Genomic DNA, 22,122 nt, shown 5'->3' on the forward strand with positions numbered 1-22,122 from the left:
TTCAACAAAATTGGCATTATAACCGAAGTATATATTATTTTACAGTATATTTATTTGACCAAATATAATTACTGACCAGATGAAACCGCAACTATTAAAGGTCTCGACGGGACCTGCCCAATCCTTTAGTGTAAGGAGAGATGTTGTACCCTACATGAACAACAAATGGCATTATCATCCAGAAATAGAACTGATCCACCTGAAGAAGGGTGTGGGCACACAATTTATTGGCGATAGCATTAAAAGTTTTAAATCTGGCGACGTGATTTTAGTAGGGCCCCACTTGGCCCACTATTGGAGATTTGACGACATTTATTTTAGTGAGCAATCCAAAACTACTGCCGATGTGAGGGTAGCTCATTTTAGTGAGAATTTTTGGGGCGATCAATTCCTGAACCTGCCAGAAAACAAGGCCATTAAAACCTTGCTCGAAAACAGCAAAAGGGGCTTGCAAATTAATGGAAAAGTTAAAACACAGGTTTCGGAATTATTAGAACAGATGCTCGTTGCCGAAGGCACTCCTCGGATCCTATTATTGCTGGAAGCGCTTACACTCATTGCCAACTGCAACCAAACCGTAAAATTATCGTCCATTGGATTTAAACAAGACTATGATGAGACTGAGAACAACAGGATAAATGCTATTTACGATTACACGCTTGAGAATTTTAGGAGAAAGATACATCTGGAAGAAATTTCCAATGTGGCGGTAATTAGCCCTAATTCTTTCTGTAGGTATTTTAAATCTAAAACGAAAAAAACCTATTCCCGATTTGTAACCGAAATTAGGGTTGGCCATGCCTGCAAACTGTTGATGGAAAACAAGCTTAACATGAAACAGTTGTGCTACGAAAGCGGTTTCAATAACCTGGCCAGTTTTCACAAATATTTTAAGGTAACTACTGGCAAAAGCCCCATGAATTATCAGAAAGAGTTTATGTCTGGCGCTAACCAATAAACCAAAAATGTAACTTCATAAAAAAGCGGCGACCTTCATTTGAAAGTCGCCGCTTTTTTTATATCCTCTGAGTTCGGCTCGAGAAACTACTTTAATTGGACTTTTATGCCAAAAACATCCATTTTCTGTTACTATTTTCAGTTCTGTCGCTTCGCGGACAAACTTTTTTCCTGTAGATGAAAAAAGTATGCAAAAAAATCCACGGCTGCGCCCTGTTCTGTTAAAGGAACAAGCAAGGCTAATTTGTGCATCCCGAACAGGCCAAGGCCGATTTTAGTAGAACGGAGAGGGTTTGCTAAGGCTGGAGATCATGAAAAATAGCCAAACGCTTATCCCAATCCCAAACTCACGTTAATCTACTAGCAGGAATTACAAAGAAGGCAGAGAAGGCGCTACAGATGCTCCAAAAACATGCACAATCCCATTTGTTGCAATGTATCCCGCACTCCTAGCATTGGTTCTGTTATTGTGTACAATAGGTGCCAAATCACTATTATTCAATATCCTTAAATAGAAATTACCATTCTCGTCAAAACCCTTACCGGCATTTGCATAACCTAACATGGTTGAAGTTGACAGGGTTGCCCCTGCAGGTAAAATTGACTTAATGGTTTTATTATTAGCGTTTAAGTTGTCGAAATTATGTCGCCCCTGCCCAATCAGGTATAAAAAATAGTTTTTTACATCTTGTTTAGGGTAGTCGCTCCATTTGGTGGCAGGCCTGGTGATAGGCTGCCCAGTTGTAGGATTAATTCCCGTAACAATTGGAAAATCGAACCATAATCCGGCAGTTGGAATATTACTGGTGGTAGTGGTCACACCTGCTGTGGTTTTGGTTGGCAGCACCCTAACGCCATCATTATGGAGGAAAAGAAATGTACGGTCTGCTTTTTCATATTCGGCCAAATCAATTTCTGCATACTCGAGCCCCTGTTTCATATACTTAAACACCGTATCATCTGGCAAGCCTGTTGGTTGGCTCCTATTTTCGAGGAACTGCCGTGCCGAAATGCCAATATGCGGATCAAGCGTTTTCTTTATATATTCATAATCTTTTTGGCGTTCCAACCCAAATAACTTTTTACAGCCACTTTGAGTAAAGGCCACAAGCAACAGTGCTATTGCTGGCAACAGGCTATTTTTTAAGGTTTTCATATCAATTTTATTTATATCAAATTTGATCATTAAAAATTATATCGATTTATTCACCGTAACCTGGATTTTGTACCAGTTTTTTATTAGAGTTCATCACGGCTCTACTGATTGGCCACAAAGATCTTCTCAAGTCTCCAAACCCTATTAAGTCGGTGTTACCGTTTCTGGTCTGGCGATCGATCAATACAGGATCCATCACTTCCTTAACTTTATTGGTCCTTACCAAATCAAACCAACGCTTGCCCTCTCCAATAAGCTCGTACTGGCGCTCCTCCAAAATTGCGTTTTCCATTGCTGTTTGCGTGCTTACTTTGGGATCGGTTGCTAAATACTCTGGTATGGTGGCTCTTTTTCTAACATAGTTCAAATACTTAAGGGCATTTGGCAAATCACCGCTACCATTCAAAGCTTCCGCATAAAGCAGATACATATCTGATAATCTGTACATCACAAGGTATACAGGTGCCTGTTGGTTGTAAAACTGGTTAAGCGCTGTGGTTGAAGTTGCCGCCGTTGGGTTGACAGGACTTGCGTAATATTTCAGAAAACGGTCCCTGTTGTTATTGGCCGGATTAGTAACGGTATATAAATCTAGGGTTTGCTTTGGTCTAATATCAGTATTAGGACGAACGGTTTGCGCATGTGGCAAGAAGTACTTAGTGTACAATAACGGATCAACCTGAAAAGTTTTGTTATTCTGCGTAAAAGATGTAACGTTACAAGCACATCCGTTGGCCACAAAATCCCAGTGGATTGACCAAATGGTTTCTGTACTTGTAGCTGGTGCGGTAAATATGCTTTTCCAGGTAGCGGTGGGTTCCAAATTTACTTCAGATACACCCGCATAGGCAACACCTTTAGCAGATCTTGCTTTGAATAGATTTTTAATCCAGATAATTGCATTGGGATAATCTTTTTTCCACATGTAGGCATCGGCCAGTGCGGCACATACTGCCCCCTCGTTAATGGTGTATATTGTAGGGTTTTGGTTTTTCACCATCAAGTCGTATGCAGTGATTAAATCTTTGATGACTACTTCATCCAAAATTTTAGCTGCTGGTTCGCGAGGCCGCTGTGCATCTACTTGCACATCCTCATAGGGCTCTAGCCAAATAGGTGCATTGCCCCAAACCCTTACAATATAAAAATAACAGATGGCACGCATGGCATAAGATTGGGCCAAATTTGCGTTTACCACGGCCTGGGTTACGTTTTGATCTAGTGCCATTACCCCTGGAATATATTTGATATTGCTATTTGCTCTAGCAATAACGGTATAAAGCCTAGACCAATCGGTATAGATATTATCTGGCGTAATGGCATTCATGGCCACCTCTGTAACATGGGTGGTGGTGTAGTTCAAGAACCTATCGAAGTTATCAGATCTAAATTCTCCCCAATAATGATAGCGATCTAAGTATTGGCTTTCACCAACCATGGTTTGTTGAAAGGAGGAATACATACCCGAGGTTGCGGCATCTATATCCACTTTAGATTTATAAAAATCAGTGATTTTAACTTCCGACACAGGTTTTTCGTCAAGAAATTTTTTACAGCTGCCCATGGTTACACACAGCGTAATGAGGCAAGTATATTTTAATAATTTTATCATAGCTCTACTTATAAAGTAATATTTAAACCCAAACCTAATTCTCTTCTTCTTGGATACCTACCCGTATCATCTCCTGGGGTAAGCGGGTTCCTGGTACTAAATTCTGGATCGTAGCCTCTGTAGTTTGTCCACGTTACCACATTGGTACCGTAAACAAATGCACTTACCCTACTCATGCCCAATTTTTTAGCTGTTTTAGCATCCAAACTATAGGCAAGCCTCATACTGGCAAGCCTTATAAAAGTGGCATCCTCCAGGTAAGCACTGTTGCCGTGTTGTTTTAAATTTCCGCGGCTTGCTCGGTTAGGGTAATAAGGATATTTAGCAATATCGCCTGGCTTTTGCCACGAGTTATATAAAACGTCTGGATTACCCGGCCCGGTTGCCGATGGGTTATTGGCATTGTATAACAAGGTGTTATACACTTGCCCGCCTACAGAAGCGTTAAACAAAATATTGAAGGTGAACTGCTTGTAGGTAAAATTGTTTCCAATACCCAAATTGTATTTAGGCTGTGCATTACCAATTACATGGCGATCACCATCGTCAATTAAACTGTCACGCTGTATGTTTGCCCATTCGGTATCGCCACCCACCAGTTTACCTCCCGGATCGTACATGTTGTGTACGGTACCCGTATAAGGTTTTCCGTTAAAGGTATATTGTGCTTTTCCGTTCACATACAATGGCTTATTATCAGGTCCTAAAACAACTGTCAGTTTTTCCCAGTTATCGTTATAAGCGTTAGATTCATTCCATTGATAAACTCCTAAATTCTTCCATCCGTAAAAATCACCAATTTTTCCACCCTCTTGTACATACCATTTGTTACCAGCAACAAATGAACCTGCGCCAGCTAGGTCTTTAATGGTACCTCTTTCGAAATAGATATTGGCATCAACACTCCATTGGAAGTTCTTTTTTGAAATTGGGGTTCCGGAAACGGATAGCTCAAGCCCTTTGCTGGCAATGGTTCCCACGTTTACAATTACCGTAGAGAAACCTGTTTCTTTTACCAGCTGACGTGGATATAGCAAATCTTTCGATCGTTTTTCGTACACCTCACCTGTAAAAGACAACCTGCCTTTAAAGAAAGCAAGGTCTAATCCCAAGTTGGTCTGGATTCCTGTTTCCCACCTGATCAAACTATTGCCAAGCGTGGTACTATAAGTAGCCCCTGGAACGCCGTTGTAGCTGGCATCAAAAACAATTTTATTGATAAAGCCGTAGTCTTCAATCTGGTCATTACCTACCCGTCCGTAACTTGCACGAAGTTTTGCGTCATCCAAAAACTTGTTAGACCATCCCATAAATTGCTCCGCAGAAAAACGCCATGCCAAAGAGCCTGAATAGAAAGACCCTCTTTTATTTTCGGGACTAAATCTAGAAGAGCCATCATTACGATACACTGCACTGGCAATGTATTTGCCCTTGTAGTTATAATTCACCCTCGCAAAAATAGCCTGATTTGTATTGGCCGTACCATTGGTATAAGTGTTGATGGCGGTTAAGAAAGCAGGAAGTGCCACGTAAATTTCCTCACTCACCGAGTTTAAGTACTCTAAGTGAAAAGTATTTTGTTTTCTGCGAATAGCATTTGCACCTAAGGTTGCACTAATATTATGGTCGTTAAAACTTTGGTTATAGTTAAAATACGTTTGAGCCTCGTATCTAAAGCTATTTTTCATCTCATTGATCCCATTATTTGTATTTTTATTAGCGCTTACATAACGTGGGGAAAAGAAAGTACTTTGCGGATTTTCGTAAGCTAAATTGAAAAGCGTAGTCCACTTGATATGCTTGGTCAAATCAAAATCAACTTGGTTGTTCACTTGGGCCGAATAGGTTTCTGTTTTATTGATTTCGTACAAAGCATTGGCCAAAGGATTTCTTTTAGAAGCGATATAACTCGTCAAAGTTCCGTCCGGATAGTAAATTAAGGAGTAAGCTGGTCGATCAAAAATAACGTTCACCGTTCTAGCAATCGGGATTTCGTTTTTCATTTGGTAATACAACGAAACATTGGCCGTGTATTTCAATTTAGGCATGGCCTGATAAGAAATATTTAACCTCGACTGCAATGATTGTGCATTACTGTTGACCACGATGGATTTATCGTTGATGTAGTTTACGCTGGCATAGAAATTAAAGGTTTTAGAAGCGCCGGATAAACTGGTATTTACCTGTTGGCGGTGTCCGGTGTTGCCCAACAATATATCCTGTAAATCATTATCGGCATTTAAAGCGATATTTAGCGAATCGGCATTGCTTCCCGCAGTGGGATTTGTGGGGGCTTGTAATCTACGGAAAGCCCTTACTTCTGCGGAATTACTTTGCGGCAATTTATGGGCAAGCTTGCCAAAAAGGTGGGTGTATTGTGCCTCAAACTTCGCCTTACCATCGGCACCTTTTTTGGTGGTAATTAAAATCACGCCATTGGCTGCTTGTGCCCCGTAAATGGAGGCCGATGCCGCATCTTTTAAAATCTCTACACTTGCAATATCCAAGGGGTTAATATTTCTACCATTATCGGTAATTACCCCATCAACCACATAAAGTGGCCCAGCACCTCCGTTTAAGGTAGTTACCCCTCTAATTTGAATGGTACCTTCGGCGCCAGGGGCACCATCGGTAGTTACCAATACCCCTGAGGCCTTGCCTTGCAAAGCAGTTAACAAATCAACCGGTTGCCTTTGTTCGATATCTTTTGAAGAAACGGAGGATACGGCAGAGGTCAAATCACTTTTTCTTACTTTTCCGCCAAAACCAGTGCTGATGACCACTTCATTAAGCTCATTGGCCGACTCCTGTAGTACTACGTTCAGCACTGAATTGTTTACAGATTTTTCAACGGTAGCGTAGCCAATTAAGCTGAATACTAAAGTAGCGTCTTTGGCCACTGTAATAGTGTACTTTCCGTCACCGTCGCTCATTGCCCCGCCAGCTAAATTTTTAATTTTAATGCTTACGCCTGGCAAACTTGCGCCAGCGGCATCTTTAACCGTTCCACTAACCTTTATTTGGTTTTGATTTTGAGCCGATACGTTCAGATTGACCAATGCGCATAATCCTATCATGATTGCACATTTCATCGAAACAGCCCATATAGAGAAACTTTGGGTAAATTTTCCTTTCATATATGAATCAATTTAAATTAACAGAAATAAAATCTTGGTTGGTTTGCCAATCATTGCAACGGTTTACCATTGAAATTGGACAGGTAGGGCGCAAATAGCCAGGAGGCCATGAGTGGGTCTGTACTTTCATATCTTTTAAGTTTAAATTTGGTATCTGCAAGTAAATGATAAAGCACAGATTAACGGCTATTTTAATTGGCGAATTATTCAACAATTTTGGCATACTCATCTTTAGGAAGCCAACAAACAACCAACAAGCTTTGCAATAAAGCTGATAAGTGCCCTAAATTTCTCCCGTTTAGTGCCAATTCCTATCATGGTTCAACCTCTCTTGTAATTGGGGGAAGGGATGATTTATATTTAGCTGATGGTTAAACTGCTACATCTGCGCTAAAAAAAGTTGTACTTGTTACAACTAAAAGTTGATTTGACAGATATGCGTCCGGATGGGCAGATCATCATTGATCCTACAAAAGATATTCGAAAACCGACTACCGTTTCCATGGAACATATCCCAAATGGGAAGAATTAAATACTGCTTTTTGCATTTCCGTTAAAATGCAATTAAACAAAAAACCCTCCAGATGGTGAATCTGAAGGGTTTGATCGACTGTCGTCTGTGTCGGGGTGGCAGGATTCGAACCTACGACCTCCACATCCCAAATGTGGCGCGATACCGGGCTACGCTACACCCCGATGGTGGTATCACCTTTTTCCTCTCATTTAATCCTAGGATTTCTTGACGAGGCTGCAAAGATAAACATTTTAAAACACCAAGCAAACGATTTTAAAAAATGTTTTATCCAAAAGCATTTTTTAAGCCTCTGCCCTTTGTTTGGCCTTAATCCAATACAACAGTTCATGGATAAAAACGCCAGCCTTCTTATCCATTGCTTCTGGATCTGCAGGCACACCCTCTTCGTTAAAGGCCTTATCAATAGTAGGTACCGGGAACATGGCCGGAACCATTAAAGCACCTATTTTCCATAAACTGAACTGCAGCGAAGTAATCACCTGGGCTCCCCCAAAAGCACCTGCCGAAACCGTGGCAATAGCGATAGGCTTGCGTTTCCACTCCGCATATAGCAAATCAATCACATTCTTTAAACTTGCAGGATAACCGCCGTTATATTCAGGAGTAACAATAATTACCCCAGTGGCTTCTTCAATCTGCTTGGCAAACGACAACATCTGCGCTGTAGGATTTTCAATAAAGCGTAATCTCTCCTCAAAAATAGGGAAATCATAAGCATCCAAATCTAAGATGGCCACTTCCGCCAGTTGCCTATCTTCTAAAAAACGTTTAAAATACAAGGCAACACTATGACTTTTACGCCCTCTCCTAACACTCGCTGAAATAATGGCAATTTTCGACATTTGATTTTGAATTAACAGTATACCGCTAATTTAACCAAATATCCCATGGGTTGTTTGATAAAACTTACTCCCACTTAAAAGTTTTTACTGCCACAGCGTAAATTCCTATGCCCCAAAGCAACATGATCAATATCTGCTGCCTTACGTCCCAAAGGTTAGCCCCCTCAAAAGCTACCTTACGCATCGCATCATTCAAGTAAGTTAAAGGCAAGGCCCTGCTAATAGGCTGTAACCATGCCGGAAAGGCATTAATGGAAAAGAAAGTACCCGATAATAAAAACTGCGGCAAGGTAATGATGTTGGAAATTGGCGGAATGGTGCTTTCGCTTTTAGCCAAACCAGATACCACAAAACCAAAACCCATAAACACAATTACCCCGATAGTGGCCAACACCAGCATGTTAAATACCGTGAGCGCCCCATTAATCAAGGTAAATTGGAAACAAAAATGCCCAATGAGGATGATGAACAACGCACCTAATAGCGCAAAGCCAATACGGGCAATGGCTTCACCTAGCACAATACTTGAGCGCCTCACAGGTGTAGCAAAAAAACGTTTGATCACCAGGTTTTGTCTTAAGGCAAAAAAGATAAATGCCGTACCAAACACCCCTGTGCTCAATAGCGAAAAACCTAGCTGTCCAGGTAAAATAAAGTCAATGGTACGATGTAATCTGCCAGTAATGGTTGTTGCCCTAATTTCGGTAACGGCTGGCTTTTGGTTCACCGTGTTTAATTGCTGGGCAATATCATTCAGTACCGAGCGCAGCACATTGCCATTGGTTAACGAAGCCGAAGTATATTTCACGTTGGTAAAATACGCAGGCAAACCATTAGGGTTTTTCTCTACGCTAATCAAGGCATCGTAAGCCCCTTTTTCTAAGTTTTTATCAATATTTTCTTGCGTATCGTTTTTGGTTAAACGAATTACGCTTGTTTTTTCCAAGGCAACAATCACGGGATTGTTCAAATCAGAACCAGGCGCAACGGCAACATCCAGCTTTATGCCGCCACCGCCAATAAAACCAAACACAACGATGAATATCAAAGGGAAAGCGAGTGTAAAAATCACCGCCGAAGGACTACGGGTAATAGACCGGAAACTTGCTTTGGCCAAGGCCAAGGTAGCTTTTGTATGATTGTACCCCCCAGCCCCTGAATGGGAGTTTGGTTTTTTATCTTCTATATTAGTCTTCATGATTATAAGTTTGTATATTAAAAGTCCCCATTAGGGGATTTAGGGGTTTATTCTCTCCACTCTTTGCCCGTAAGGTTAATGAAAACATCTTCCAAATTGGCAGCTTTCACTTCTTTCTTACGTTCGAAACCGCTGGCAATTAAATTATCGATCAATTGATCTGGTGTATCCAAGGCGATAATCTTTCCAGCCTCCACAAAAGCTACCCTATCGCACAACTGTTCGGCCTCGTCCATGTAATGCGTAGTTAGCACTACCGTAGTGCCACTGTTACGGATTTCGCTGATCAAGTCCCATAAATTTCTGCGGGCCTGCGGATCCAATCCCGTAGTAGGCTCATCCAAAAAGATAATCTTTGGCGAATTGATGAGTGTAGTGGCAATAGAGAAACGCTGTTTCTGTCCGCCAGAAAGTTCTTTATATTTCGCCTTGGCCTTATCCTGCAAATTCACTTTGGCCAACATCTCCATTGGGCTAATATCTACACCGTACAATCCTGCAAAAAGCTCCAAAAGCTCTACCAAATTCAAATTGGGGTAATAACCTGCAGCTTGTAATTGCACGCCTATAATTTGCTTAATGGCGCTGGCATTGGTATCAATGTTCAAGCCATCAACGGTTACCTCGCCACTGGTTTTGCTGCGCAAAGTCTCTATAATTTCCAAGGTGGTAGTTTTACCAGCGCCGTTAGGCCCCAGTAAACCAAATATTTCGTTTTCATAAACATCAAACGAAAGCCCTTGCACCGCTTTGAAGTCGTCGTAATGCTTTACTAAGTTGCTTACGCTAATAATTGCTTTTCTGTCTGTCATCAGTATAAAAGTAAGAAGCTTGCGCTAAACGCTAAATGTTTTTCCGCTAATTGGAATGATTATGAGGATGAAATGATGAATTAGCTCGGCAATTGGTTGTTTTGTTTTGGTTGTTTACGTTATTTAGGAACTCCTTCAAACCAAAAAGGATGCTTGCTGAACAAACATCCTCTTATTATTTGATATGGTAAATGCCTTATACCTTCGGCCTTCTACCCGCTAACCTCTTCTTACCAAACTAAATCGCCTTTGATCATGCTCAAAAAGTCATCAAAAAGATAACGAGAATCGTGTGGGCCTGGTGAGCTCTCTGGATGGTACTGTACTGAAAAAGCTCTTTTGCCTTTCACGCGGATGCCTTCAATCGAGTCGTCGTTCAAGTTCACGTGGGTAATTTCCACTTTGTCCGATTGTTTAACCTCTTCAGGAATTACCCCAAAACCGTGGTTTTGAGAAGTTACCTCGCAGTGGTTTTTAATGATATTTTTAACCGGGTGGTTTAAACCACGGTGACCGTTAAACATTTTCATGGTACCAATACCGTTAGCCTCGGCCAACAACTGGTGACCTAAACAAATCCCAAACATGGGTTTATCAGCCGCTAAAATTGCTTTTACCGTTTCAATCGCATAAGGCATTGCACTAGGGTCGCCAGGGCCATTTGAAATGAAGTAGCCATCAGCGCCCCAAGCATTCATTTCTTCGAAAGTAGTTTTGGCAGGGAATACCTTTACGTAAATTTCTCTGTCGTCAAAATTGCGAAGGATATTCTTTTTGATGCCCAGATCCAAAGCAGCCACTTTAACTGGCGCCTCAGGATTACCATAGTAGTAGGCTTCTTTGGTACTAACTACCGACGAAAGTTCCAAACCATCCATCGGCGGCACCTCTTCCAATTTTTTCCTCAACTCTTGCAAATCCGTAATTTCCGAAGAGATGATGGCATTCATTGCTCCCTTGTTACGGATGTGACGTACCAAAGCTCGTGTATCAATGTCAGAAATACCTACAATATTTTCGCTCTCGAAACTATCCTGGATCGACTCCGAAGCTTGTTTTCTTGAATAGTTGATGTTGTAATTTTTGCAGACCAAACCCGCAATTTTAATCCCGTCAGACTCCACCTCATCACGGTGCATCCCGTAATTACCAATATGCGCATTGGTAGTTACCATAATTTGCCCGAAATAAGAAGGATCCGTAAAAACTTCCTGATAACCTGTCATGCCTGTGTTGAAGCAGATCTCACCAGTAGTAGTTCCTATTTTTCCAGCAGCCTTGCCATAAAAAACGGTGCCATCGGCCAATAACAAAATCGCTGGTAACTTAGTGTAGTTAGTCATTTAAATTACAATAAAAATTGGGGATAAAAAAAGACAATAAAGAAAGAGAGTTTTTAACGGACATACCGCTTTTCCTAGATGATAAAACCTGCTGTTTGAACTCTCTCATTTCGGAGTACAAAGGTATGTCTTTTACATGGTTTTTTCAAGATTTTTTTCAAAAAATTTAGTCGCCGCTTGGTTTTTTAGTTGGCTGGTTTTTTGGCACGGCCAGCATCTACACTCAAAACTCATTAAATTGTTATGCTTTGTTCTTTAATCCTTGTTCTTTATTCCAAATAATAAACCCTAATTTTGTGTACACTAAAACAAAAATCATGTCGGTAAACAAAGAAATAAAGCGTGTAACCACGCATATTTTACAGGAGATGAAGCAGCGCAAAGAAAAAATTGCCATGCTTACCGCTTACGACTATTCCATGGCCACCATTTTAGATGACGCCGGCCTAGATGTTTTATTAGTGGGCGACTCGGCTTCTAACGTAATGGCCGGGCACGAAACCACCTTGCCCATTACCCTCGATCAAATGATCTACCACGCCCAATCAGTGGTGCGTGGAGCACATAGAGCCTTTGTGGTAGTCGACCTCCCTTTTGGCTCCTATCAAGGCAACTCCAAGGAAGCGCTCAACTCGGCCATCCGCATCATGAAAGAATCTGGTGCACATGGCGTAAAGCTCGAAGGCGGAGTAGAAATTGTCGAATCCGTTCAGCGCATCATTACCGCAGGCATTCCGGTAATGGGGCACCTGGGGCTCACCCCGCAATCCATCTATAAATTTGGAACTTATACCGTACGAGCCAAGGACGAAGCCGAAGCCAATAAACTCAAAACAGACGTGCTGGCCCTACAGCAAGCCGGGTGTTTCAGCATCGTACTCGAAAAAATCCCCGCTAAACTGGCCAAAGAAGCCACAGAAAGCCTACAAATCCCGACCATTGGCATTGGCGCTGGCCCCCATTGCGACGGACAGGTATTGGTGGTAAACGACATGATTGGCTTAACCAAAGGTTTCAGGCCCCGCTTTCTACGACAGTACCTTAACCTGTACGAAGGCATCAAAGAAGCGGCACAATCTTACATCAGCGATGTAAAAGCCAACGATTTCCCCAACGAAAAAGAGCAATATTAAACTGGATAAAGGAACAAAAAGCAAGCAATAAAGACTTTTCAGAAAAGCAATTTCATGCTCATCGGTTAAATCAGCCCCGCTTTTTGTTCCAACCTTTTTGTGATTGCCATCCTAAGTCTATCGAAGGATACCACAAAAAGTGTTTCCACTACAATCGGGTTTATCCCACAAAAACCACTACTAAAAACAAACGACTAATCCCCAACCAATAAAATGGCCATTACTGACGCAGATATCCTTTACGAAGACAATCATTTAATTGCCGTTAATAAAAGAGCCGGAGATATTGTACAAGTTGACGAAACTGGCGATGAGCCCTTGGACGAACAGGTAAAAAAATACCTCGCCGCCAAATACGATAAACCAGGAGGGGCATTTTTGGGCGTGGTACATCGCCTAGACAGGCCCGTAAGCGGTCTCATCCTCTTTGCCAAAACCAGTAAAGCCTTGGACAGGATGAATGCCATCTTCAAAAACCGCGAAATCAAGAAAACCTATTTCGCCGTAGTGCGAAAAAAACCTGCCAAACCGCAAGGCAAACTGGTAGATTGGCTCATTAAAAACCCCAAAAAAAATGTAGTTACGGCATACGACCATCAGGTAAAAGGAAGCCAATACTGCGAGCTCGACTATCAATTGTTGGCAGAACTGGATGGCTATTATTTACTAAGGGTAAACCCACTTACCGGACGTTCACACCAAATTAGGGTACAACTTTCCAATATGGGCTGCCCTATTGTAGGCGACAATAAATATGGCTATCCTCGTGGCAGTAAAAAAGGCAGTATTTGCTTACACGCACGCCAGCTGGAATTTATCCATCCCGTTAAAAAAGAGCCTGTAAAAATATTTGCCAAGCTCCCTAAAGATGGTTTTTGGGAAAAATTTGAGAAATTTTAAACCACATTTAAAAAAGGACAAAGAAATTGAACAGATGAGCTTTGAGGAAGCGATAGCCCTAATACGCACCAAAAATTAAGTTATCGCAAAGTAAATGGCATGATAAACCCCAATCAGCTCCGTTCAGATTGCTTTGTTCCTCGCAAAGCGTGAAAATTGAGCAAATGTCTTTAAACATCAAAGCCGCTGCTAGCTTAACCAACACATATACCCGTAACATGATAATTGGCGCAAGCAATTTAACCTGGCAATATTAAAATCCTAGCAACATCCGCTATTGCTGCTTAGGGCAGCCTACTTGCAAGCAATTTTTTCAAACACCAAGGCTTGGCTAAAATCTATTTTCTTGAGGTCTTTGAAGCGGGTTTGCCCATCCTTTTCCTCTATCTCGCCAAAGCCTTCTAAAAGCTGGTTGCCTTTTTTAAGAAACGCCACTTGCCGCACTGATTTTTGCCCTTCTGAATTAAAGGTATAAGTGGCAATCAAGGTATCTCCGTGCATTTCCCCTTCTATTGTGCCCATATTTTGATCCTTTTCAAACCATTTGTATTTCAATTCGCCAGTTGAAACAATCCCTGTGGTCATCAAAGTAAGTTCGGCGGTATCTTTCCCCTTAGTGTACACGTAGCAGCTTTGTTCGGCAACAGGAATATTGGTGGCCGAGTCTGTTTGTGCTTGGTCGCCCGTAACTTTAGTAGTTTGCGTACATGCACCCAAACAAGCGAGCATGAACAATCCAATTACAACTTTCATCATCTATCTCAGTTTTAGCTGATTTAAAGAACACCAAAAGGTTGTAAAATGTTTCAAGAGGTTTTTTAAATGTGAGGTAGCTTTATGATCTGGGCACCTTAGCTGGGTATAAAAACATAATACCATTTAAACGCCCGCCCTTCGTTAATCGAACACAACAATGCGGTGTTTAAATAGGCACATACATCTGTCCAAACCCCGATTAATTACTTTTCCACCCTCAAAATAGAGCCGCTGGCAATGGTTTGGTCATGATCCATTTGGCAGATCCTTTCTCCAACCGAAACAGCATTATTCAGCCCGCCATCAGTTTTCAAGGCCACAAATCGTCCCACATCTTTAAAATCATCTTTATCAGTTTTACGAATTTGCGTCTGCATATCGGTATCCACTACCCCAGGGGCAATGGCCAGCACCTTTACTCCGTTAGCCACATCCTGTTGCTCCAGTGCCAAACTTTGTGTGAGCATATTTAAGGCTGCCTTACTTCCACAGTAAGTTGACCAACCGTAATAAGGCTTCAGGGCTGCACCAGAGCTGATATTCAGAATTGATTTCGCCGCAGGCAGGTTATTGGTAAGCCTAATGAAGGCGGCGCTAAGCATATAAGGGACCATGGTGTTTAGCTTAAAAACCTGCTCAACCACTTCTGGTTCCAATTTCTCCAATGGTCCAATTTGGCCCAATGTTCCGGCATTGTTAACAAGCGTAATTTTGGAAACATCATGGGCGCTAAACAGCTCAAAAACAGCCGCAAGTTCTTGTTCAACTTTATGGGTTTGGGTAAGGTCTAGCGATATTTGCGTAACCCCTTTAGTACTAAGTTCAGCATCTATGCTTCTTGCTAACGAAAAAACACGCGCTCCCCTGCCCAAATAAGCCAGAATAATTCCTTTCCCTATTCCCCTGCTACCCCCAGTAATAATTAAAATTTGTTCCATTAACAGGCCATTTCCCCAAAGTTAGGAAACCTCGGCAAATGCTGATGAATTATTCCTTTTTCATTAGCATAATTTCATCATCTCCGGCCAAGGTATAGCCAAACTCATAGCAGAAAATATAAACTTTCCCAGTATCAGAAAGGTGATGGTGTGTATGATAGTCAAAATCAAATCCCTTTTTTACCAAGCTGTCCCTTTTTACGCTAGTTTTTCCATTATTGGATTCCTCTCGTAGAAGTTTTCTGTTCTTGTTCAATACTTGATTTATTTTCCTTACAAATTCGCCGTCCACGCTTTTGCGCTTGTTATTGTAATTGTTCCTGCATTGGTCATCACAAAACTTTTTATCAGCACGGCCTCTAATCTCGGTATGGCAGTCTAAGCAAAATCGAATCATAGGCTTTATCGGTTTTTACATAATAAAACTACGAATAAATTTTGGTGTAGAAAGCTGATAAGAGGGTTTATTCGAATATAAGCGTTTATAAACGGTTATTATCCGAGTATTCCTTTTTGGAGAGCCATTTTTGTATCATCAATCGTTTGCTGCTTCAACAAATGGTTAATTTGGCCCTTAAAATTGAGCAAAACTACACCATAATAGGCTATTTTAAGTCCTACAACATTATTTCTTCTACCTATGTATTTGGCAGTTTACTTTATCAGTGACTGCCTTTTTTGTGCCCCCTGCTCCCATAAAAAATATAGCCAATTGGTAGGTAAGTTTAAAAAATGTTATAACTTTGAAAAACCCCTAACTAATTGTACTTTTTACACTAAGGGTATTTTTAATTCAAAACAAGTATAAAATGAGTTTAATAATTGATGTCCATGCAAGACAAATCCTCGATTCGCGAGGCAATCCAACAATTGAAGTTGAGGTAATGACAGAAAACGGTTTTATGGGCCGTGCGGCAGTTCCATCTGGCGCAAGTACAGGTCAATATGAAGCGGTTGAATTACGTGATGGTGACAAGAAAACCTACTTAGGAAAGGGTGTTTTAAAAGCGGTAGAGAACGTAAACACCAAAATTGCCCAAGCTTTGCAAGGAGTTGATGTTTTTGAACAGAATTTAATCGACAAATTAATGATAGACCTAGATGGCACCGAAAACAAGGGAAATTTAGGAGCTAATGCCATATTAGGTGTTTCCTTAGCCGTAGCCAAAGCTGCAGCCAAAGAGAGCCGCCAACCTCTATATCGTTATATTGGCGGTGTTAATGCCAACACTTTACCCATCCCGATGATGAACATCATCAATGGTGGTTCGCACTCTGATGCGCCTATTGCTTTCCAGGAGTTCATGATCATGCCTGTAGGGGCACCTTCTTTTTCTGAAGCTTTGCGTTGGGGCACTGAGGTTTTCCATAACCTGAAAGCTATTCTGCACGACAGGGGCTTATCAACTGCTGTAGGTGACGAAGGCGGTTTCGCACCTACTTTTGAAGGAACTGAAGATGCCATCGAAACCGTGCTAAAAGCAATTGAAAAAGCTGGCTACAAACCAGGAGCTGATATTTGCTTAGCCCTTGACTGTGCTTCGTCTGAGTTCTACAAAGATGGAAAATACGACTACACCAAATTTGAGGGCGACAAAGGTGCTGTGCGCAGCAGCTCTGAACAAGCTTCGTATTTGGCAGAATTGACCCAAAAATATCCCATCATCTCTATTGAAGATGGCATGGATGAAAATGACTGGGATGGCTGGAAAGAATTAACTGAAAAAGTTGGCGCTACCGTGCAGCTAGTAGGTGATGACTTGTTCGTAACCAATGTAAAACGTTTACAACAAGGGATTGATACTGACACTGCCAACTCAATTTTGGTAAAAGTAAACCAAATTGGTTCATTAACAGAAACCATCAATGCGGTTAGCCTGGCTCAAACCAACGGTTATACTTCGGTAATGAGCCACCGCTCAGGCGAAACAGAAGATACTACCATTGCTGATTTGGCCGTTGCCTTAAACTGTGGACAAATCAAAACCGGTTCTGCTTCTCGTTCTGATAGGATCGCAAAATACAACCAATTGTTGCGCATAGAGGAAGAACTTGGTGATGCCGCAAAATTCATCGGCAAAAACTTCAAATTCGCAAAGAAATAACCGCTAAGTTCCCTAAAAGGGGATTTTACCAACACGGCCAATGATGTTAAGATAGTTACTACACATCATATGAGCCCCTTTAGGAGTTGGAGTGTTAATAAAATCCATTTGTAAAACATCCGAAGATTTAAAAACTTCGGATGTTTTTTTATATTTACCCGTCATTGCGGGGCACGGCGCTATCTTTATCGCTACAGGCCAAAACTTTGAGATTGCTTCGTGCCCCGCAATGACTATTTTCCTAAAGAATGAGGCGATTAATAGATCTTTTCCGCAACAAATATTTCATTGCCATAGCCGCATTTGCAGTATGGATGTTGTTTTTTGATAAAAATGATATTATAGCGCAATACGAGTATAGCGTTCAGGTTAAAAAGCTGCAGCAAGAAAAAGATTTTTATGCCAAGGAAACTGCTTTGGTAAAGAAGGACCTAAAGGAATTGGACAGCAATTTAAACAGTGCTGAGAAATTTGCCCGGGAAAAATACTTCATGAAAAAAGCAAATGAAGATGTTTTTGTAATTGTTAGGGAAGAAGCAAAAAAGTAATCACTTTTTGCTATTTTAGGCCTAAAATATCTCCAAGCCCATGAGGAAAACCTTGTTGCTTATTTTCCTTTTTTTCCCCCTGCAAGCCAGCTTTAGTTTCGCGCAGGAGCTCCCCAACCTTAAAAATGTAAAACTGAACAAACGGGCAAGCTATAAACATGCGGAATCAACTGTTAGCAAGGTTGTTGACTATCTCTTTAGAACACCCATGCAAAAAAAGAACAGGGACAGGAATGATGCCGGTAATTTCTTGGTAGATTGGATGAACGGCACGCCGGATTATGTTTTTTACCTGGAGGAAAGGGAAACCAATTTTTTTAGTACAAATGCCGACTTTTTGTTGATGTACATGGCGGCGCTAACCAAATTCTCTTTAGCTAACCCCACCGAGAAAGGCAAGCAACAACAAGCGCTGGGTGCCATGCAATTGGTTTTGCCGTATTTATATCAGGAAAGCGATAAAAAAACTTGGCCTAAAGAATTGTGGCAGCTATATGATGCTTCTGAAAATGGCAAACTGAAGGAATATCTTTACCCATAGCTGATCTGGATCCTTCTGTTCTTTTATAATCTAGCACTTATTTTTGCTCTCTCAAACTTGCATTCCGACATTTCTGCTGCGTAGTCCCAATCTTTTGGGAAAAAAGATCTTGAAATTTCATCATATTTCCCTTAAAGACCTCGATGAGGTCAAATCTCTATAAAATAACTGACTGATACTGATGCGACTCCGTAGGAGTCGTATGCTTTTTTGATGGTTAGTGCTATAGCTATTGAAATCCTTCGGATTTTTGTTCAAACTCATTACAGCTCCTATGTCGTCATCTCGAGTTTACCAGCCCAAGCCCAGGAAAAGAGTTGTTTCGACTTTATAAGAGATACGAAGTTTAGAAAACTTCGGATGTTTACATGACCACTTTAGCAGCCTTAACTTTGTTAGGCTACGTTTATAGGCTATTGTACAAAATGAAGGAACTGTGTTAATAACCAAACCTTGGTAAAGCCAGTTTATACCTTACCACTAAAATTCTAAGGGTAACAATAAATACAATCACTGCTATTTTAGCAATATCAGCTGCTAAGCCGAAATAGAGCAGGCCAAAATATAATGCACCACCAGCGATACAGGCCGTGGCATAAATTTCTTTTCTAAAAATAAGCGGAATGGTGTTTAACAAGGTGTCGCGGATAATTCCCCCAAAACATCCAGTAATGGTTCCCAAGGCTACGCACATTCCAGGTTCCAAACCAAAAACTATTCCTTTTTGAACGCCCACCAAGGTAAATAGGCCAAGGCCCAGGGAGTCGAACAAAAACAGGGTGACCTTAAACTTTTTGATGTGGTGCTTAAAAAACAAAGTTAGGATAGAGGTTACCAAAATGAGCAGGCAGTAGTTCACGTCACGCATCCAAGCTACGGGAGTATCGCCCAATAGCAAGTCCCTAACCGTACCTCCGCCTATGGAGGTTACAAAGGCAATAATCAGTACTCCGAAAGGATCCAAACGCTTTTGCACCGCGGCAAAAGTACCCGATATGGCAAAAGCAACGGTACCCAATACCTCAATAATGTCGGTGGTGTCGATGTTCATGACTATGCTTCGCCGTTACGTTTCCTAAAAAACCATTCTGCACTTAATAAAACTAAGATGAGTGCAAAAATCCATTTGAGATTAATCACCTCTTCATATCTTCTGTCTTCGTAGCTGATGGTTTTTACCTGACCACTTTTCTCCAGTTCATTTGCAATATCCAGCAAGTTGGCCGGCATATACATGTTGCCTCGTGTTTGCTGCGACATGGTATTTAACAGCTGGTGATTAGCGGTAGTTTGCTGGTATTCGCTGATCATGGCATTCACAAAAAATGCGCCGTTTGCAGTATATTGCTTCTCACCCAAACTGGTAGAGGCCACATAAGAATAATTGCCCTGAGGTAAGTTTCCGGCATCCAACTGATATCCGCTACCCATTTTCGAGAACGTATAGTTGTACACTTTACCGCCTGTATTTTTCAGTTGTACCTTTACTTCAGGAGTGTTTACTGGTTCAAAAGCATCGTTGTACAGGGTTGCATTAAGCACTACACGCTCATTTTCTTCGAAAGTGCTTTTACTGGTATAAACCTTAAACTTTCTTTTATCATCCTTTACTGATAAATATTGTACGGTTTTGGCAATCAGTTCGGCTACCAAAGGATAGCTGTTTTCGTTTTTAGCTTCTTCCAGTTTCCATTTCCAAAGTCCCTCGCCAATTAAAAATCCCAGCTTTTTACCATTTTCCTCGGCAAAAAACAGCATTGGGCTTTGGGTGTTTACTTTGCCAATACGCTGGTTTAATACCGCAGTGTAGTTTCCCTTAACCATCATATTTGCAAAGGGAATCTGCAATGGGTCATAGTTTTCAAGTTGTTTTAAGGCCTCGGCCTGAAGGTTATAGCTGGTGAAACTGTCTTGATAATAAGGAAAAACCTCTTGTAAACTACCGCTGGATCTGGCAAAGCTTACCTGTTGCTGAATTTGATCAAAGGCAGCAAGGTTACTTTGTGCTCCTACAATATACCAGGTAGCCACTTTTTGCTCGCGCAACTTGCTTATTAACGAACTTGCCGAATAGCTTGTTGCCGGCAGTTGATAAAGGATTGCCAAACTGTACTTGGACAGATCTACTTTTTCTATTTCTTCGGCTAGCGCTAGGTCAGCTTCATAATGCTGGTTAAGTTCGATGGCCTGTTTTAAAGTGGCCAAATCTGGATGTGCCGATGCCGAAGCCAACAGGATTTTCTGTCTGCCATCTATTACCTCCACAAAAATAGTTTGGCTGTTATTTTTGGTTGTAATTTCGTTTTTAACCGTACCTAAGTTAATGGCATATCGGTGTATGCCCACTTTGTGTGCTTTTAGCTTCACTTGCACATCTTTCACAAAACCAGGACTATTGATTTTGATGGTTTGTTCTGCAACTTGCTTTCCGTTTTCCAGAATGGTTAATTTGGTGCTTTCGCCTTTACTTTCGAACGCCTGTACCTGTATATCCAAGGTGAATTCATTATCCAAATAAACGATATTGTTATAGTTAACGTTAGCCACCAGTACATCTCTTTTGGGGATGGTATCGCCAAGGGCAATGGTATAAACAGGTGCTTTTATTTTGTTCAGTTCGTATAAAGGGTTGCCTCCCCTGTTGAAAATACCGTCGCTAGCGATGATAATGGCACCTACATTTCGGTTCAGCAGTTCATCATTTAACCGATTAACCAAGGCGGTACCATTGGTTACCTGATGGTTGCCCGTAAATTCAAGGCCCGATTTTACACTGTCGCCGAAGGTATAAGTTTTCACTTCGTACCTTTCCGCAAGCTTGGCAGCTAAGGTTTTTAAATCGTTTTCATATTTTTTGGCATTAAACCCGCTTGGCTCTATGGCCTTTATGGAAATAGAGTTGTCATTGGCAATAATAATTACCGGCTTTTGGGGGGTGTGGCTTACTCTGCGTACTAAAGGCGCAAATATCAAAAAGGCAAGTGTGGCTACGGCCAAGGTTCTTGCCAAAGCTAAAATATCACGCGTTTTTTTAGGTAGGCTTTTATTGCTGCCGTACAACACCCAAGCATACAGCGCACCTAGGCCCATACAGCCCACAAAAGTAAGAAGAGTTGAAAAAGACAGAAAATTTGCCATACGCTTACCGTAAAGATGCTACATTAAGTCAAAAGTTAAAAGGGAAAAGTAAAAAAGAACGAGTAGCAAAACGTAAAGTTATATTGGAAACCTTGCAAGTTTTTAAACGCCTCAAGGTTTAAACAAGGTGCAAAGGCTTGGGACTGCTGTGCAGTGTTTTTGGTTCAATAGCCCAGATTGCAGCGGAAATACTTTTTGTTGTGCTGTTTTTTGTGTCGTGCGATGCGGAGTTTATCGACGCATTTGTTGCCGATGCGGCATCACCTGGCGGGTTCGGGAGGACCGTGCTGGAACAAAAAGATTGGAGCGTAAAGCTGGACTGGCGGAGGATAGCAGCCTGGATATTGCGCTTCAGAAACTAAAAGTTACTCTTGGGCTTAAGAAGATGAGGGACAGACATACAAAAAGGAGTAAAGAGCGGAACAAAAGGGCAAGGCGTAAGGGGCAAAGACTTAGCGGGAGTTCCAACCA

Annotated in this window: 18 protein-coding genes and 1 tRNA gene; 6 read left to right on the forward strand and 13 right to left on the reverse strand. The window is 41.4% G+C overall.

Features of this window, described 5'->3' with window-relative positions:
- Positions 1-79: 79 nt before the first annotated feature.
- A complete protein-coding gene (locus DUT71_RS08145) occupies positions 80-958 on the forward strand; it encodes an AraC family transcriptional regulator (protein ID WP_113662027.1) in 879 nt (292 codons plus the stop codon).
- A gap of 369 nt (positions 959-1,327) precedes the next feature.
- Here the strand turns inward: DUT71_RS08145 and DUT71_RS08150 are convergent, their stop codons facing one another.
- The 8 genes from DUT71_RS08150 to carA form a co-directional block, all read right to left on the reverse strand.
- Positions 1,328-2,113: a hypothetical protein gene (locus tag DUT71_RS08150; RefSeq protein ID WP_162795982.1), complete on the reverse strand. Its 786-nt coding sequence runs from the start codon at positions 2,111-2,113 to the stop codon at positions 1,328-1,330.
- Between the two features lie 46 nt (positions 2,114-2,159).
- Positions 2,160-3,725 carry a RagB/SusD family nutrient uptake outer membrane protein gene (locus DUT71_RS08155; protein WP_113662029.1) on the reverse strand — a complete coding sequence of 522 codons (1,566 nt, stop codon included), beginning with the start codon at positions 3,723-3,725 and terminating at the stop codon, positions 2,160-2,162.
- Between the two features lie 8 nt (positions 3,726-3,733).
- Positions 3,734-6,862: a SusC/RagA family TonB-linked outer membrane protein gene (locus tag DUT71_RS08160; RefSeq protein WP_240186881.1), complete on the reverse strand. Its 3,129-nt coding sequence runs from the start codon at positions 6,860-6,862 to the stop codon at positions 3,734-3,736.
- 622 nt (positions 6,863-7,484) lie between these two features.
- Positions 7,485-7,558, reverse strand: a tRNA-Pro gene (locus DUT71_RS08170).
- Between the two features lie 120 nt (positions 7,559-7,678).
- Positions 7,679-8,239, reverse strand: a complete 561-nt coding sequence (locus DUT71_RS08175) for an NADPH-dependent FMN reductase (RefSeq protein ID WP_113662031.1) — start codon at positions 8,237-8,239, stop codon at positions 7,679-7,681.
- Between the two features lie 64 nt (positions 8,240-8,303).
- The gene (locus DUT71_RS08180) at positions 8,304-9,437 is read right to left on the reverse strand and encodes an ABC transporter permease (RefSeq protein WP_113662032.1); all 1,134 of its coding nucleotides are present in this window, start codon (positions 9,435-9,437) and stop codon (positions 8,304-8,306) included.
- Between the two features lie 47 nt (positions 9,438-9,484).
- Positions 9,485-10,249 (reverse strand): ABC transporter ATP-binding protein, encoded by a 765-nt coding sequence (locus DUT71_RS08185; protein WP_113662033.1) that lies wholly within the window; start codon positions 10,247-10,249, stop codon positions 9,485-9,487.
- 230 nt (positions 10,250-10,479) lie between these two features.
- Entirely contained in the window at positions 10,480-11,592 is a 1,113-nt protein-coding gene (gene carA, locus DUT71_RS08190; RefSeq protein WP_113662034.1) for a glutamine-hydrolyzing carbamoyl-phosphate synthase small subunit, read from the reverse strand.
- Positions 11,593-11,909: 317 nt separating this feature from the next.
- On the opposite strand from carA, the gene panB reads away from it, so the two are divergent.
- Together panB and DUT71_RS08200 are read left to right on the forward strand one after the other, a co-directional pair.
- On the forward strand, positions 11,910-12,725 hold the full coding sequence (gene panB / locus DUT71_RS08195) for a 3-methyl-2-oxobutanoate hydroxymethyltransferase (protein WP_113662035.1): 816 nt from the start codon (positions 11,910-11,912) through the stop codon (positions 12,723-12,725).
- Between the two features lie 213 nt (positions 12,726-12,938).
- Positions 12,939-13,625 carry an RluA family pseudouridine synthase gene (locus DUT71_RS08200; protein WP_113662036.1) on the forward strand — a complete coding sequence of 229 codons (687 nt, stop codon included), beginning with the start codon at positions 12,939-12,941 and terminating at the stop codon, positions 13,623-13,625.
- A 294-nt stretch (positions 13,626-13,919) separates the two neighbouring features.
- On the opposite strand, the gene DUT71_RS08205 is transcribed toward DUT71_RS08200, so the two are convergent.
- From DUT71_RS08205 to DUT71_RS08215, 3 genes are all read right to left on the reverse strand, one after another.
- Complete coding sequence (locus DUT71_RS08205) at positions 13,920-14,381, reverse strand: hypothetical protein (RefSeq protein WP_162795983.1); 462 nt, start codon at positions 14,379-14,381, stop codon at positions 13,920-13,922.
- A gap of 203 nt (positions 14,382-14,584) precedes the next feature.
- Positions 14,585-15,319, reverse strand: coding sequence for an SDR family NAD(P)-dependent oxidoreductase (locus tag DUT71_RS08210; RefSeq protein WP_113662038.1), 735 nt, complete (start codon positions 15,317-15,319; stop codon positions 14,585-14,587).
- A 49-nt stretch (positions 15,320-15,368) separates the two neighbouring features.
- Positions 15,369-15,716, reverse strand: a complete 348-nt coding sequence (locus DUT71_RS08215; protein ID WP_113662039.1) for a hypothetical protein — start codon at positions 15,714-15,716, stop codon at positions 15,369-15,371.
- Positions 15,717-16,128: 412 nt separating this feature from the next.
- Between DUT71_RS08215 and eno the strand changes: the two genes are divergently transcribed.
- The 3 genes from eno to DUT71_RS08230 all read left to right on the forward strand — a co-directional run bounded on the left by eno (position 16,129) and on the right by DUT71_RS08230 (position 18,513).
- A complete protein-coding gene (gene eno / locus DUT71_RS08220; RefSeq protein WP_113662040.1) occupies positions 16,129-17,424 on the forward strand; it encodes a phosphopyruvate hydratase in 1,296 nt (431 codons plus the stop codon).
- A 248-nt stretch (positions 17,425-17,672) separates the two neighbouring features.
- Positions 17,673-17,972, forward strand: a complete 300-nt coding sequence (locus DUT71_RS08225) for an FtsB family cell division protein (RefSeq protein ID WP_113662041.1) — start codon at positions 17,673-17,675, stop codon at positions 17,970-17,972.
- A 40-nt stretch (positions 17,973-18,012) separates the two neighbouring features.
- A complete protein-coding gene (locus tag DUT71_RS08230) occupies positions 18,013-18,513 on the forward strand; it encodes a hypothetical protein (RefSeq protein ID WP_113662042.1) in 501 nt (166 codons plus the stop codon).
- A 439-nt stretch (positions 18,514-18,952) separates the two neighbouring features.
- On the opposite strand, the gene DUT71_RS08235 is transcribed toward DUT71_RS08230, so the two are convergent.
- A complete protein-coding gene (locus tag DUT71_RS08235; RefSeq protein WP_113662043.1) occupies positions 18,953-19,564 on the reverse strand; it encodes a trimeric intracellular cation channel family protein in 612 nt (203 codons plus the stop codon).
- Positions 19,565-19,566: 2 nt separating this feature from the next.
- Positions 19,567-21,651, reverse strand: a complete 2,085-nt coding sequence (locus DUT71_RS08240; protein WP_113662044.1) for a vWA domain-containing protein — start codon at positions 21,649-21,651, stop codon at positions 19,567-19,569.
- Positions 21,652-22,122 lie beyond the last annotated feature (471 nt).

The sequence above is a fragment of the Pedobacter nanyangensis genome (assembly GCF_003313505.1).
Lineage (GTDB): Bacteria > Bacteroidota > Bacteroidia > Sphingobacteriales > Sphingobacteriaceae > Pedobacter > Pedobacter nanyangensis.